The 13336-nt window shown below is 58.0% G+C and carries 14 protein-coding genes, 2 tRNA genes and 1 rRNA gene; 7 read left to right on the forward strand and 10 right to left on the reverse strand.

The window, feature by feature from the left end:
* Nucleotides 1-329, forward strand: a 329-nt coding sequence (locus tag ACFXS9_RS00630; protein ID WP_392683986.1) for a hypothetical protein, incomplete at its 5' end; no start/stop codon positions are given.
* 198 nt (nucleotides 330-527) lie between these two features.
* On the opposite strand, the gene ACFXS9_RS00635 is transcribed toward ACFXS9_RS00630, so the two are convergent.
* The 3 genes from ACFXS9_RS00635 to ACFXS9_RS00645 form a co-directional block, all read right to left on the reverse strand.
* Nucleotides 528-1391, reverse strand: a complete 864-nt coding sequence (locus ACFXS9_RS00635) for a glycoside hydrolase family 5 protein (protein WP_392683988.1) — start codon at nucleotides 1389-1391, stop codon at nucleotides 528-530.
* Nucleotides 1388-2389 carry an acyltransferase family protein gene (locus ACFXS9_RS00640; protein WP_392683991.1) on the reverse strand — a complete coding sequence of 334 codons (1002 nt, stop codon included), beginning with the start codon at nucleotides 2387-2389 and terminating at the stop codon, nucleotides 1388-1390. Before ACFXS9_RS00640 ends, ACFXS9_RS00635 begins: the two co-directional genes overlap by 4 nt.
* A 407-nt stretch (nucleotides 2390-2796) precedes the next feature.
* Nucleotides 2797-3504 (reverse strand): hypothetical protein, encoded by a 708-nt coding sequence (locus ACFXS9_RS00645; RefSeq protein WP_392683994.1) that lies wholly within the window; start codon nucleotides 3502-3504, stop codon nucleotides 2797-2799.
* A 215-nt stretch (nucleotides 3505-3719) separates the two neighbouring features.
* On the opposite strand from ACFXS9_RS00645, the gene ACFXS9_RS00650 reads away from it, so the two are divergent.
* Nucleotides 3720-4067 carry a hypothetical protein gene (locus ACFXS9_RS00650; protein ID WP_392683997.1) on the forward strand — a complete coding sequence of 116 codons (348 nt, stop codon included), beginning with the start codon at nucleotides 3720-3722 and terminating at the stop codon, nucleotides 4065-4067.
* A 10-nt stretch (nucleotides 4068-4077) separates the two neighbouring features.
* Nucleotides 4078-4860, forward strand: a complete 783-nt coding sequence (locus ACFXS9_RS00655) for an OmpA family protein (protein ID WP_392684000.1) — start codon at nucleotides 4078-4080, stop codon at nucleotides 4858-4860.
* A gap of 71 nt (nucleotides 4861-4931) precedes the next feature.
* Here ACFXS9_RS00655 and ACFXS9_RS00660 read toward each other — a convergent pair whose 3' ends face one another.
* Nucleotides 4932-5651, reverse strand: coding sequence for a DUF2092 domain-containing protein (locus ACFXS9_RS00660; RefSeq protein ID WP_392684002.1), 720 nt, complete (start codon nucleotides 5649-5651; stop codon nucleotides 4932-4934).
* 181 nt (nucleotides 5652-5832) lie between these two features.
* Entirely contained in the window at nucleotides 5833-6231 is a 399-nt protein-coding gene (locus ACFXS9_RS00665) for a cupin domain-containing protein (protein WP_392684005.1), read from the reverse strand.
* 266 nt (nucleotides 6232-6497) lie between these two features.
* On the opposite strand from ACFXS9_RS00665, the gene ACFXS9_RS00670 reads away from it, so the two are divergent.
* Complete coding sequence (locus ACFXS9_RS00670) at nucleotides 6498-6938, forward strand: c-type cytochrome (RefSeq protein WP_392684008.1); 441 nt, start codon at nucleotides 6498-6500, stop codon at nucleotides 6936-6938.
* Nucleotides 6939-6979: 41 nt separating this feature from the next.
* On the opposite strand, the gene ACFXS9_RS00675 is transcribed toward ACFXS9_RS00670, so the two are convergent.
* The 5 genes from ACFXS9_RS00675 to ACFXS9_RS00695 form a co-directional block, all read right to left on the reverse strand.
* On the reverse strand, nucleotides 6980-7231 hold the full coding sequence (locus ACFXS9_RS00675) for a hypothetical protein (protein WP_392684011.1): 252 nt from the start codon (nucleotides 7229-7231) through the stop codon (nucleotides 6980-6982).
* Nucleotides 7232-7407: 176 nt separating this feature from the next.
* The gene (locus ACFXS9_RS00680; protein ID WP_392684014.1) at nucleotides 7408-8247 is read right to left on the reverse strand and encodes an alpha/beta fold hydrolase; all 840 of its coding nucleotides are present in this window, start codon (nucleotides 8245-8247) and stop codon (nucleotides 7408-7410) included.
* A 344-nt stretch (nucleotides 8248-8591) separates the two neighbouring features.
* Nucleotides 8592-9059, reverse strand: coding sequence for a M23 family metallopeptidase (locus ACFXS9_RS00685; RefSeq protein WP_392684018.1), 468 nt, complete (start codon nucleotides 9057-9059; stop codon nucleotides 8592-8594).
* A gap of 102 nt (nucleotides 9060-9161) precedes the next feature.
* Nucleotides 9162-9863 (reverse strand): hypothetical protein, encoded by a 702-nt coding sequence (locus tag ACFXS9_RS00690; RefSeq protein ID WP_392684021.1) that lies wholly within the window; start codon nucleotides 9861-9863, stop codon nucleotides 9162-9164.
* Nucleotides 9754-10590: a hypothetical protein gene (locus tag ACFXS9_RS00695; protein ID WP_392684024.1), complete on the reverse strand. Its 837-nt coding sequence runs from the start codon at nucleotides 10588-10590 to the stop codon at nucleotides 9754-9756. The genes ACFXS9_RS00690 and ACFXS9_RS00695 overlap by 110 nt, the downstream gene beginning before the upstream one ends.
* 830 nt (nucleotides 10591-11420) lie before the next feature.
* On the opposite strand from ACFXS9_RS00695, the gene ACFXS9_RS00700 reads away from it, so the two are divergent.
* From ACFXS9_RS00700 to ACFXS9_RS00710, 3 genes are all read left to right on the forward strand, one after another.
* A 16S ribosomal RNA gene (locus tag ACFXS9_RS00700) occupies nucleotides 11421-12899 on the forward strand.
* Between the two features lie 207 nt (nucleotides 12900-13106).
* Nucleotides 13107-13183 (forward strand) — tRNA-Ile (locus ACFXS9_RS00705).
* A gap of 62 nt (nucleotides 13184-13245) precedes the next feature.
* Nucleotides 13246-13321 (forward strand) — tRNA-Ala (locus ACFXS9_RS00710).
* Nucleotides 13322-13336: the final 15 nt, after the last annotated feature.

The following is a 13336-nucleotide window of genomic DNA, read 5'->3' on the forward strand; positions in this document are numbered from 1 at the left end:
CTTACGCAAACCATTCTGCCGCTGGGCGTGCGGACGGCCCTAAAGCCGGTATGCCGTTTGCACCATCCTGGTTTTGGCCGCCCCAGATGCAGCGGCCGGTGACGCTGCTGCGATGGCGGTTCGGACCGCAGCCACCAAGGGCAGCAGCGGGCGTGGCGGCATATGACAGATCGATGGCGATAAGTGCAGCAAGACCGAGTAGAGGCGCGAAAAGCTTCATCATGGCAAAATCTCCGTTGGGACGTGCGATATTGATTATTTTGCGCACGTCATCGCCAGTTTCCCGCCGTTATCCTGAACTCGGGATTAATGCCGTTCAGTCGAATTGAGGCGAGTTGAGACGTCAATGATCGCCACCGACGCAACCAAACAGGCGGGGCTATTTGTTGCCCTGCACCAGGACGTCAAGTTGAGGGCGGTCAGTGCCGTTTTTGGGTTCGACCGAATACATGTAATCGCCCCACCAGGGGCCGCCGCCCAATACGTCCATCCGATCCAGACGTCCCGGTTGTCGGACATATACTTGATCAGCGCGGCGCCCTCGCGCATGAAGCTGGCTCGGCGGACGAAAAACCAAATTCGCCAAGAAAGCCGTGCGCGTGATTTTGGCGGGCCCATTCGGTGAAGGCCTTGAGCCGTTCGCTTCCCGATCCGGGGACGGCGTCCGGCGACGTGCCGGAACTGTTGGAGTCGAGATATTGATGAACGTCATAGGCGAAGTTGTTCTCCGGATCGACGACGCCGGTCATGATGCGCGCGTTAGGGGTCGTGGTCCACGAATGCGCGCCGGTCCAGTAGGAGCCCGGCACCAGCAGCAGTTGCTTGGCGCCGGCCTGGCGGATGGCGGCAATCGCGGCGTTGGCGGCCGGAAGCCACTCCTCCGCCGTCTGCTCGTGCGGCTCGTTCATGAGATTGAAGATAACGTTGGGCTTATCTTTGAGGCGCTTCGCCGTCTCAGCCCATGCCGCGACGAACTCTTGCGTCGCCGCGGCGTCGCGTCCGATGAGGCCGGATTGCGTTCGGCCGAACTGATGGAAGTCGACGATGATCACCGCGTCGACGCTGGCGACCTTGTCGATCAACGCGACGAATTGCTTCCAGTCTGCCGTCGGCGTCGGACTGGGAACGCCGCCTTCGAATTGGAACAGTCTCTGCATCAGCACCGGCAGCCGGAAATAGCGAAAGCCCTTGGCGCGGAAATATTCGATCTCTTTGATCGTCGGGAAAACGTAGTCGAAATTGATCCGGCTCTTCTTGGCGTTGAGTTCCGCGCCCGACAGATTGACGCCGGTCATCCACGCCGCGTTGCTGTCTGCAATTGCAGGCGAGGCCGAGAGGCAGGCGATCACGACCAGCCCGGTGCGCCAGACTTTTTGAATCGGAAATTTCATAAGACGGTATCTCTCGCGATAGGAAAAAGCCGAATGGACTTCAGCGCCATGGCCGGCTTCTCGATGAAGTGCCATGACAGCGAAGCCGGCACGAGGGTGAGCAGAAATGCGACGAGCGCTTGCGCCAGCGGATGCCAGCCAGGGAGGAGCTGGATGGTGATTTGCTGAATGGGATAGGCGTAAATGTAAATTCCGTACGAATAGTCCGGAAGAACATCCAGCCTTGTCAGCACGCGCGCCGGGCGGAAGGCGAGCCACAACGTGAGCAGCGAAATCGCGGCTGCCGCAAAGATCGTGTATGTCGGCGTGTGCGCCAAAGCCGCCGCAAGCGCTATCGCCACTGCCACCCAAGGCAGTTTGGGGCCGCTTCGTTTGGTGGCCTGAAACCACCCGCCGATTGCAAATGGGACGAAGAGGGTGAGGAAATTGGTCGCCTGCACCGGCATCGTGTGACCGAGCGCGGTTGGCACTCCGTAGCCAAGAGCGCACGCGAGGCCGGTGGTTATAATCGCGCCTGCGTAGCTTATGCCTGTGCGATAAGACACTACGAAGAGCACGAAAACGAGGAGGTAGCTCGCAACCTCATATCGCAGCGTCCACAGCGAACCGTTTGCATATGTGACGGCGTGATCCTGGAATGCTCCGGGAAGCGAATATTCAGTCGAGAGCAATGTGCCCGAACCGAAGATGTAGCGAAGCGTTTGTCTGTCAGTGATGAATTGGCTGAAACTCAGCGTTGAAAAGGCGGATATGATGATCGCGGTCACCAGCGTGCAGACAATCAGACCGGGAAAGATCCGCAAAAAGCGTGCTTGCCAGAATTCTAGAGCGGACCGCCGTTGCGCAGACGCGCTGATCAGATAGCCGCTTATCGTGAAGAACATCACGACTGCGGACCATCCGAGGTCCAGGCCTGTGAGGTGCGTATAGACGCCCTGAAGATCACGCAGCCCGTATGAGTGAGCCAGGATGACGGACGTTGCGGCAAGCCAGCGCAACGCTTGAAAGTTGTTTGCGTGGCGAACGGGACGCGATGTCGAGGAGGCGTCCCCTCTCGCATCAGATTGCTCGTTGGGAAGGGCTTTTTTTCAAATCCGAAACAACCCCGCTGTTAAATTGCTCCCCGAGCTGCCGCACGAAATTTAGAGCTCGGTGTCTAATGAGCCATCGCGTGTTCGAGAGCCAGCGTTTCGCGCAGCGTACGCATCGCACTCGGATTAGACAGGCATTAGACAGCAATGCGAATGCGGCGATTCATCTCCGTGCGTGCGGAGTGCATGTGATCGCTACGTTCGTGTCGATGTGAAACAAGTTTTGATAAAACGCGGCAAAGTCTCACCTCGAACAGAAGAGAGGAAATGTGATGCTTTGCTCGCATTGCTCTCGCTGAGCTGTTCCAAGTTGGTCAGGGCTTTGCGATTGGCTGCGGGAAGTCGAGCACTTCCTCTGTGTAGGTTTCGACGACCTGGCTGATCGCTCGGCCATCGGGAAGCGTCAGCACGGCGACGTGCTGAAGCACATGGTGTGGAACAACGAGCGGAACTCCGTCTTGCGGCTTCGTTGGGATGCCGGTCATCTCCCAATTGTGCGGCAAGGGCGACCAGAGAAGCTTCGCGGAGAGCGTGTGCCGTCGAAACTTGAGCGACTGTGCAGCGCGACCGAATGCGATGTCGCTCGTGTCGAGCATATGATTGATCTCTGGGGTAAGGCGACTCGGCACATACCAATTGTCAGCCTCGGAGAGGACATGGCCGCCGCAGCTCAGGCGGACCTGACGATATCGGATCGGCTCTGATGGACTGATGCCAAGGATTTGGCGTTGTTCGGCGGAGAGAGGCTTGTCGGCACCGTGGACGAACTCGGCGATGATACGCGCCGGGGATGATGCAAGCCTGTGATCTTCGCACCAACGATCCAGAGTGAGCGTGGCGCTATCGTGGCTCAGAAGTTCGGAATTGAGTGTTTCGAGCAACGCCAGAGCCTCTAGGCGGGTGGTTAACCCGTCCGTCCAGACGAAGTTCTTGCTGTCGTCGGCGATGGCGATATGAGAGGACAAAAGAGCCGTGACGGCGAAGAATGATGAGAGGGCTACGGAACGTATTTTTGGTTTCATCAATCTCTCCTCGTTGGAGCCATAGTTCCTAGTCTTGGATGGGCAAACGCACTGTGACTGTCGGAAGTCATGCCAACTTCGGTGAATGCGCCACGTTTGTTACTAGGGCTCGGCCAAAGCGGCGAGGGAAGGATTGCCGCGTAATGTCGTCAGATCCTTGCAAAGGCCCTAATAGAGTATGAAAATGCGCGCTTTCGCGTTGTGAGAGGCCTGCAATGCGCCGATGGGTTTTATTGATCGTTTTTCTGTGTCTGTCCGCGGGGGCTTTCGCCTTGGCGCAAGTCTTCCATTTCCGGCTGCCTGTTGACGAGGTTTTCGAGGCTCACAAATCGGCTCCCGAGGCGGCGGCACCTGCTTCGGTCGCCAATGCTCCAGCAGCTGGATCAAAGGCCGAGGCCGATACCGGCTCGTCAGCTTCGCAGCATGCTGGCAACGAACCGGACGGTAAAGAGAAGAACAAGAGCAGCGAAGGATCGGCCGGCGATGGCGTGAAGCTTGATCTTGCCGGAGGTCTCGACGTCGGGTGCGACTTCGGTTTTCGCGGGGCGTGCCGCTCCGGGTAGCTCGGTCACGGTGTTTGAAGGCGATGTCGCGGTGGCGACAGCCAAGGCGAATGACAACGGCGACTGGTCGCTCGCAACGGATCACAAGTTTGCAGGCCCCGATCCGAAGTTCAGCCTGCGGAGCGGCTCATTCAAGATCGCAAGTGAAACGTCGGCCGAGGATAATGGCTCTCACGCCAAACCGGCGGCGGCGCTTCCGCCTCAGACAGCGGTGAGCGATGCAGCTCAGCGCGGGACGTCACCGTCCGTCGCTCTGCTGAAGAATTTCGAGAACGTTGTCGCATCGGCGCGCGAGGAGGCTGCTGCGCAAGCGCAGACTGGAAGTGCGGTGACGGCAACGGCGACCGCGTCTCCTCCGGCATCGCAGAACAGCGGCGCCGTGCCGGAGGTTCAGGCATTGGCGTCGACGCCGCCCGAGGTCGCAAGTTCCGAGCATCCCCAGTCGGCGACGATACCCGTTCCGATGACCTTCATTTTCGACGAAGCGACGCTGACGTCCGACGGCGAGAAGACGGCAAAACTTCTGCTCGATTATGTGCAGTTGAAGAAGTTCAAATCCATTTCGCTCACTGGGCACGCGGATGAGCGCGGGACGGCCGAATACAACATGGATCTGTCACGCAAGCGGCTCGATACGGTTGCAGCGTACTTGCGTAACGGCGGCTATGACGGAGAGCTGAAACTGATCCCAGAAGGAGCGGCGCAGCCATTCATAGGCATCGACCGCTCGAAGTTCTCGCGCGATGACCTGATGCAGCTCGACCGGCGGGTCGAATTGCGCAACGCCATGTGAGTTAAGGGAGTAGAAAGTGAAATTTGCAGGGCGGCCGGCGGCGCGCAGCGCCGGCCGCCGATTTGCAGTCGTTACGGCGAGACCATGTTGAGATCGCCGACATCGACCTTGGTACTGCCGGCCGGAGCCGTGAATGTGAAGGTGTCCGGCGAAATCTTCGGGGCGGCGTTCCAGTGGAACATGTTCGTTTGCGCCGGGCCGTCGACACTGTGATAGACGAGCTTGCAGAAAAGCGGCTTGTCGCCTTGTTCTATCCAGACCTGCCAAGTGTCGTCTCCGGATGCTCCGGTGACCGTGAACTTGTCGCAAGACTTGCCGTCGATGGACTCGTTGCCGGCGGCCTTGATCGTCGTGCCGTCGTTGCCGCTGACGGCCTCGTGCACGACGCCCATGAAATTCAGGACTTGAGAGTCGATACCGAGCTCGCCGGCGAAGAATCCGAACGCCGCTGAAAGCGAGCCCGGAGCCGCGTTCTGCGAATATTTCTTCTGTTGGGGATCGTAGATCGTCAGCACGGTGCCGTCTGAAATGACGACGTAGGTGTTGGCGTTGAGCGAGATGTCGGCGCGCAATGCGGTCGGCTGACGAAGGATAAAATGGCCGGTGCCATGATAAAGCTCGTTGCCGTCGGAGGTGGCGTTGAACTTCGTCTCGAAATCCATGGGATTGCTTTGCAGGTAATCATCAAGCTTTTTGAACGCAGCCTGCGCAGCGTCGCTCGTTTGTCCCTCTGCAACGCCGGCGACGAGCATCAACGCCAGAAATGGGTAGGCAAAGAATCGAAACGACATCTGCGTGTCTCCAAGGTTGCGCGCCTGATTTCCCCGTCGCCAGCCAGTTTAGAATGCGGCGATGATCTCCCCATGGGTGGTCTCATCCCAGCGTTAATTTTGGGTGCCAATTTTCCTTGTTCGTCAATTCAATTGTCGAAAGTAAATGCCGTTTCTGCGGACATATTTAAAAAAGGGCAATTCAATCGGGCGGATATTGGTCGTCCCCGACCTGTTCAAGCCAATCGACGGTTTTACCGTCTACTGACTCTTGAATGGCGATGTGCACCATGCTGCTGGTGGCTGCGGCGCCGTGCCAGTGCTTCTCACCGGGCGGGAACCAGACGACGTCGCCGGGATGAATGTCTGCGGGTGGTTCGCCGTCGCGCTGCACCCAGCCGCGACCTGCGGTGACGATAAGGGTCTGTCCCAGCGGATGGGTGTGCCACGCTGTTCGGGCGCCCGGCGAGAACGTGACAATGGCGCATGCAACACGAGCGGGCGCCGTCGCCTGCACAAGCGGCTCGATGTTGACGTCGCCGGTGAAGTACTCTGAGGAACCGCGGTTGTTCGGTCGCGAGCCGTTTCGCCGGATGTCCATCTAATACAATTTCCTCAATGTCGAAGTCGGGGCTGAATTGCGCTGTGTCCTAGGGCCATGCCTTGCGGAGTTGGCTGAATGATATTTTCACGATCTATGGTATTCGTACGGAGTGGGAACCGGAATATTCATCAATATCTATTCTGAGTGTCGACTGTCGCTTGGGCGTTGTCGAAGGTCAGTAGCCTTTGCGTTGAGAAGTGGGCTGTCCAATTTGTAAGGCGGCAAGCCGGAACTGAAACTTTAAGGATCGAGTTCTTGAGCACATGAAAAAACATCCGTATCTCCCCCGCTCACTTCATTCCGCCATCGTCCTTTCGGCTTTGGCCGTGGGTATCGTTTTGGTCGGCACAACAGCTTCTGTCGTCGCCCACGCCGACGACGAGGATCCCGAACTCGCTTTCAACGGTCATTGCCGCGAATGTCACGCATTCGACAAGGGCGACAATCGCATCGGACCGACGCTCTATGGCGTGGTCGGGCGCAAGGCCGGCAGTGTACCTGGGTTTGGCTATTCGGAGTCTCTTAAGGACTCCGGCATCGTTTGGAACGAGAAAAATCTCGATCAGTGGATCACGAATCCGAACGCTGTCGTTCCAGGCAACAACATGGGCGCGATCTTCAGCGGCCTTGGAGATGCCAAGCAGCGTGCGCTGATCATTAAGTTCCTTGCGAGCGACACAAAGAAAAAGACGGGAAGCAATTAAGCCACCCGTCTTTTCTTATGTTCGTATCAATGAACGTCAGCCTAATCGCGTGCGCGGTCTCGACGGTACCGCGCACGGTGGCGGTAGCAGCGTTTCGCGCCGATCTTGCAGGCGATCTTTGGGCCCGCGGTGTAGCCGATGACGCCGCCTGCCACGAGGCCGACCGGTCCGAAAACGACGGCTCCGGCGAGACCGCCAAGTGCGGCGTCCGTTACGCGTTCGTGAGCGCTGGCGGCAACCGGCGCGACGATGATGCCGGCGGCCAGGATAAGACATCCTGCAAACGTCTTCATGATCTGCTCCCTCGTTGTCGTCCCCGCGGACGGAATTGATTTTCATTCTATAGCATCATTTGCGATTCGGGCTTTGATCGCTCGCCACGTAATGAGAATCCGGAACCTGCACAAATGGTTCCGCATGAATGCAGCGATCGGCAACGCTCGGTTTGCCGATCGCTGAATGCTTGTGCTCAGCTCTTCACGAACGCGAGCAGATCCGGATTGATGACGTCGGCATGGGTGGTCAGCATGCCGTGCGGAAAGCCCGGATAGACCTTGAGCGTGTTGTTCTTCAGCAGCTTCGCCTGCAGGAGGCTAGCATCGGCGTAGGGGACAACCTGATCATCGTCGCCCTGAAGAATGAGTGTGGGGACGGTGATCGCCTTCAGATCTTCAGTCTGATCGGTTTCAGAAAACGCCTTGATACCTTCATAGTGAGCCTTGGCGCTGCCCATCATGCCCTGGCGCCACCAGTTCTCGATCACGGCTTGCGAGATTTTCGCGCCGCTGCGGTTAAAGCCGTAGAAGGGGCCTGACGCCACATCGAGAAAAAATTGTGCGCGGTTGGCAGCGAGCGCGGAGCGGAATCCGTCAAAGACTTCGATCGGCGTTCCGCCGGGGTTGGCGTCCGTTTTGACCATCAGCGGCGGAACGGCACTGACGAGAACAGCTTTGGCGACACGGCCTTGCGGCTCACCGTACTTCGCGACGTAACGGGCAACCTCGCCGCCGCCGGTGGAATGGCCGATATGGACGGCGTTTCTCAGATCGAGGTGTTCAGTGATAGCTGCAGCGTCGGCAGCATAATGGTCCATGTCATGGCCTTCGCTGACCTGCGACGAGCGGCCGTGGCCGCGGCGGTCGTGGGCAATGACGCGATAGCCCTTCGACAGGAAGAACAGCATCTGTGCGTCCCAGTCATCGGCAGACAGCGGCCAGCCGTGATGGAACACGATGGGCTGGGCGTCTTTCGGGCCCCAATCTTTGAAATAGATGGTTACACCGTCCTTAGTGGTGACTGTCTCCGACATGGCGTGATCCTCTCACTGGGAAAAAGGGGAAGGGCGAGGCTGAGACCTGGTCGAATTTCGGCATACCGGCAAGCGGCGCAAGCGACATGAAAGTGCGAATGAGAAAATACGCCGGGAATTCCGTGCCGAAATGCGAATTTCTATCGTGCGATCCCCTGTCATCGCGTTTTTAGCCGAGCGCTCTGTCGCACGATGGCATACGGCTTTCATTTTCCCGGCAGGCGTATGCACGCGTTCGACGCGTCGATACGCGAGAATTTCGATAGAATTTGATTGGAGGCGCGGCGGACTCTGGCAAGTAAGCTTCGCTCGCGTGCGCGACCGATCTGAGGTTTCGCAAGGCGCTATTTATTGGCCGTCATGACGGGAGCGCGGCGCATCAGTTCTTCGACCCTGGCGCGCTCTTTCTGGAATTCGGCGAGGTCCTTGCCTTCGAGCTTGCGCTCGCGCGGCACCTGGATCGACATCGGATCGACGAAGCGATTGTTGACGAGCACCTCGAAGTGCACGTGGGCGCCGGTCGACAGGCCCGTCGAGCCGACGAAGCCAATGACTTGGCCTTGCCGGACTTTGTCGCCGACATGGAATTTTCCGAACCGGCTCATATGTGCATAGGCCGTCTGGTAGCCGTTGGCGTGACGGATGCGGATGTAATTGCCGTAGTAGCCCTTGCGTCCTTCCTCTTCGATCGTGCCGTTGCCAGCGGCGATGATGGGGGTGCCGATGGCGCAGGCCCAGTCGACGCCGGTGTGCATCTTTCGCGTGTTCAGCAGCGGATGGAAGCGGATGCCGAAACCGGACGTGAGGCGCACGTCTTCACCGCGGACGGGCTTGCGGATGAGGAATTTTTCGAGTCGTTGCCGGTGTCGTCGTAGTAATCGACCACGCCGTCCGACGAACGGAAGCGATAGAATTTATAGACCGACCCGCCGCTCGATAGCGCCGTATAGAGCAACTCGCCCGGCGGCCCATCGGGGGGATTGATCGTCTTTCATGTCGAAAAACATCTCGAGCGTGTCGCCCGGACGGACGCGGCGGCGGAAGTCGGTATCGAAGGCGTTGACGCTCAAGATCTTCTGAATGGTCGCCTGCGGAATATTCTGCATGAGCGCCGCATTGTAGACGGCGGCGTATAGCGTCGCGCTCTGAGGATCATCGTCGCCGTTGGCTGCGTGCTGGAGTTCTTCGTCGAAGGGCGGTTTCGATGAACCAACGAATTCGCCGGCGGCGCTGCGGCTGACGGTTACGAGATGATCGTGGCCGTCGGAAAAGATCGAATAGCGCGCCGGCTCCATCTTGTTGGGATCGGAGAGCGAAGGAACCAGCGTGATGCGGACTTCCTGACCGGGAACCAATGCATTTTCGGAGAAGATGCTGTGTCCGGCCTCGATCATGCTGTGAACGTCCCATTCGGGCGCGCCAGCCTTGGCGAGAATTTTGGCCAAGGTGTCCTTGGGGCCGACAGTGACGACGATGACCTTGCCGCCTTCGAAGTCGTCGGTCGGCTCATCGGGGGCCTCTGCCGATTTGTAGATGTCGGTCGTGTTCAGGTTGTCCGTCGTCGAGGCTTTCGGCTGCCAGCCGGAGTCGGCGTCGGAAGGCGGAGCTAGCCCCACCACCGTCAAGCGGCGCGCCGGAACCGTCACCGGTGTAGCCGGCGGTGTCGCCTGTCGCGCTACGCTCAATGATATCTTGCACTTCCTGCGTATCAAGCTCTTGGCCGTCTTCTTGCGGCAGTATCCCGCCGAGCAGTTCGACGACTTTCGAAGAGACGTCGGACTTCGATAGTCCGCTGCCGGCGCTTTCATCGGCGTCGGGCTCGGATGGCTGACTGCTGCCGTAGAGCTTGAAAGGATTGAAGGCGGGGATTTTGTCCCGCTGGTCGGCGGGTACCGGAGCAAGGCGCGCAACGATGCGGGCATAAGGCTTCTGGCGAACGTATTCGCGACTGTCGCGACGGCTCTTGGAGGACTCGTGGATGATGTAGCGGGTCGAGAGAGCGCCGGTCGTCGGCTGCAGGCGGTCCGATTTCGGCATGACCCACTTCAGTCCGTCGGCATTTTTCGGCGTCATGGCGACCTGGGGAACGAGCGCGCCTTCGCCGATGCTTTTCAGGGTCGGCAGCAGCCCGTCGTTCAGATGATCGCTGTCGGAGGAGCCGTAAACTACGATGAGAATGGCAATGGCGCCGATGGCGGCCAGGCACGTGCTCAAGATCCAGCGGAAGCGGCCGCCTGCCCTCGGCTCGGAATTCGTCTCGGCTTCGTAGATCTGCTGAAAAAAGCTGCCGCCGCGCCCGCCATAGGCGTTTGTCGGGAAGAGAGTGATCTCTTCCTCGGTCACAATAGTAGTGACCTCCTTGGTGGCCGGAGCCTTTTTTCGACTTTGAAGCACGTGCAGCAGCCCCCCCACAGCCCTGCAAAGCGATCTCTAACGGCGTTCAAGGCGCCAAAGCTTGCCGCCATTCGGCGTCCGGCGCATCCGAAAATACGCGTCGCGGCCGAGTTGAACGTCAAAAAGAACGGTGTGACCGGGTCACGGGACGATTTTCGCGGTTCCGGGACACGGTAAACGACGTTGATTGAGGTTCTAAAACAATCGGGGCGGGGTCAAGGCAGGGGGCAGAAAGGCCCCCTTAGAGTTATCCACAGGCATGATGGGGGCGCGCCCTCGCTTATCTGATTGATTTTGTTGTGTTTTATTTCTGACGCGGAATCGAGGCATAATTCGCGAACTTTTTTGAAATGGCCGTTGACACCCGGACCGGGATGTTGTTTAAACAGCCTCGTTGGCGGGCCACACGGCCTCGCCGCCCTCGCAGGGCATTCAACTCTCGAAACTCTGAGGTTCCCAACCGGGATTAACCGGTAGGAACCTAGTCGTCTCGAAAAAATCCGGCGGTTTGCCGCCGGACGGGTTGGTGTTCTCGAAATTCGACTTTTGCTCTTTGACAATTGAATTTGAAGGAAGGGAAACGCAGGCGGCGGGGTCCTGGCGGACTTTCGGTCGAAAGACTGATCGTCACAACAGACTCTGGAGAACTCTGCGTTTCAATAGCCATCACCGTGATGAGTGCTTCGGGAAACTGAAGTAAGCATCATGATGTGAAGGTGCCCGTTACGTGAAGATTCCTCGGATTAACTTCCAAGCCAAAAAACCAGAATCAAATCTTTCAACTTGAGAGTTTGATCCTGGCTCAGAACGAACGCTGGCGGCGGCCTAACACATGCAAGTCGAACGCCCCGCAAGGGGAGTGGCAGACGGGTGAGTAACACGTGGGAACCTTCCCTATAGTACGGAATAGCCCAGGGAAACTTGGAGTAATACCGTATACGCCCGAGAGGGGAAAGATTTATCGCTATAGGATGGGCCCGCGTAGGATTAGCTAGTTGGTGAGGTAATGGCTCACCAAGGCGACGATCCTTAGCTGGTTTGAGAGAACGACCAGCCACACTGGGACTGAGACACGGCCCAGACTCCTACGGGAGGCAGCAGTGGGGAATATTGGACAATGGGCGCAAGCCTGATCAAGCCATGCCGCGTGAGTGATGAAGGCCTTAGGGTTGTAAAGCTCTTTTGCCGGGGACGATAATGACGGTACCCGGAGAATAAGTCCCGGCTAACTTCGTGCCAGCAGCCGCGGTAATACGAAGGGGACTAGCGTTGTTCGGAATCACTGGGCGTAAAGCGCACGTAGGTGGATTTGTAAGTCAGGGGTGAAATCCCGGGGCTCAACCTCGGAACTGCCTTTGATACTGCAAGTCTTGAGTCCGATAGAGGTGGGTGGAATTCTAGTGTAGAGGTGAAATTCGTAGATATTAGGAAGAACACCGGTGGCGAAGGCGGCCCACTGGATCGGTACTGACACTGAGGTGCGAAAGCGTGGGGAGCAAACAGGATTAGATACCCTGGTAGTCCACGCCGTAAACGATGGATGCTAGCCGTCGGATAGCTTGCTATTCGGTGGCGCAGCTAACGCATTAAGCATCCCGCCTGGGGAGTACGGCCGCAAGGTTAAAACTCAAAGGAATTGACGGGGGCCGCACAAGCGGTGGAGCATGTGGTTTAATTCGACGCAACGCGAAGAACCTTACCAGCTCTTGACATTCACTGATCGCCTGGAGAGATCCGGGAGTCCCAGCAATGGGCAGTGGGACAGGTGCTGCATGGCTGTCGTCAGCTCGTGTCGTGAGATGTTGGGTTAAGTCCCGCAACGAGCGCAACCCTCGCCATTAGTTGCCATCATTAAGTTGGGCACTCTAGTGGGACTGCCGGTGATAAGCCGGAGGAAGGTGGGGATGACGTCAAGTCATCATGGCCCTTACGGGCTGGGCTGCACACGTGCTACAATGGCGGTGACAATGCGCAGCCACCTAGCAATAGGGCGCTAATCGCAAAAAGCCGTCTCAGTTCAGATTGAGGTCTGCAACTCGACCTCATGAAGTCGGAATCGCTAGTAATCGCGCATCAGCATGGCGCGGTGAATACGTTCCCGGGCCTTGTACACACCGCCCGTCACACCATGGGAGTTGGTCTTACCCTAAAACGGTGCGCTAACCGCAAGGAGGCAGCCGGCCACGGTAAGGTCAGCGACTGGGGTGAAGTCGTAACAAGGTAGCCGTAGGGGAACCTGCGGCTGGATCACCTCCTTTCTAAGGATGAGCTTTGTTAAGTCAACCAATCTTCGGATCGGGGACGCTTCAAACCTCTCATTAGATAACGGGGCCAGTTTCGAGTCGATCTGGTCCTTTGAAATAAAACGCGGGATTCCGCCGTCTTCGTTTCTCTTTCTTCACACACGAATGCACGCTAATAAGCGCGGCGCGTAAAGATACTTTCTGAGTGTCCGCGTCGTAGTCGGGCCTGTAGCTCAGTTGGTTAGAGCGCGCGCTTGATAAGCGTGAGGTCGGAAGTTCAAATCTTCCCAGGCCCACCACTTTCCTCGACTTGAGCTAAGTGTTGGGTCGGATGATTTGGAAGTGTCGTGACACCGGGATTGGGGCCATAGCTCAGCTGGGAGAGCGCGTGCTTTGCAAGCATGAGGTCGTCGGTTCGATCCCGTCTGGCTCCACCATTTCTTATGGTGCTG

It is taken from the genome of Bradyrhizobium sp. RDI18, assembly GCF_043203335.1.
Classification (GTDB): Bacteria; Pseudomonadota; Alphaproteobacteria; order Rhizobiales; family Xanthobacteraceae; genus Bradyrhizobium; species Bradyrhizobium retamae.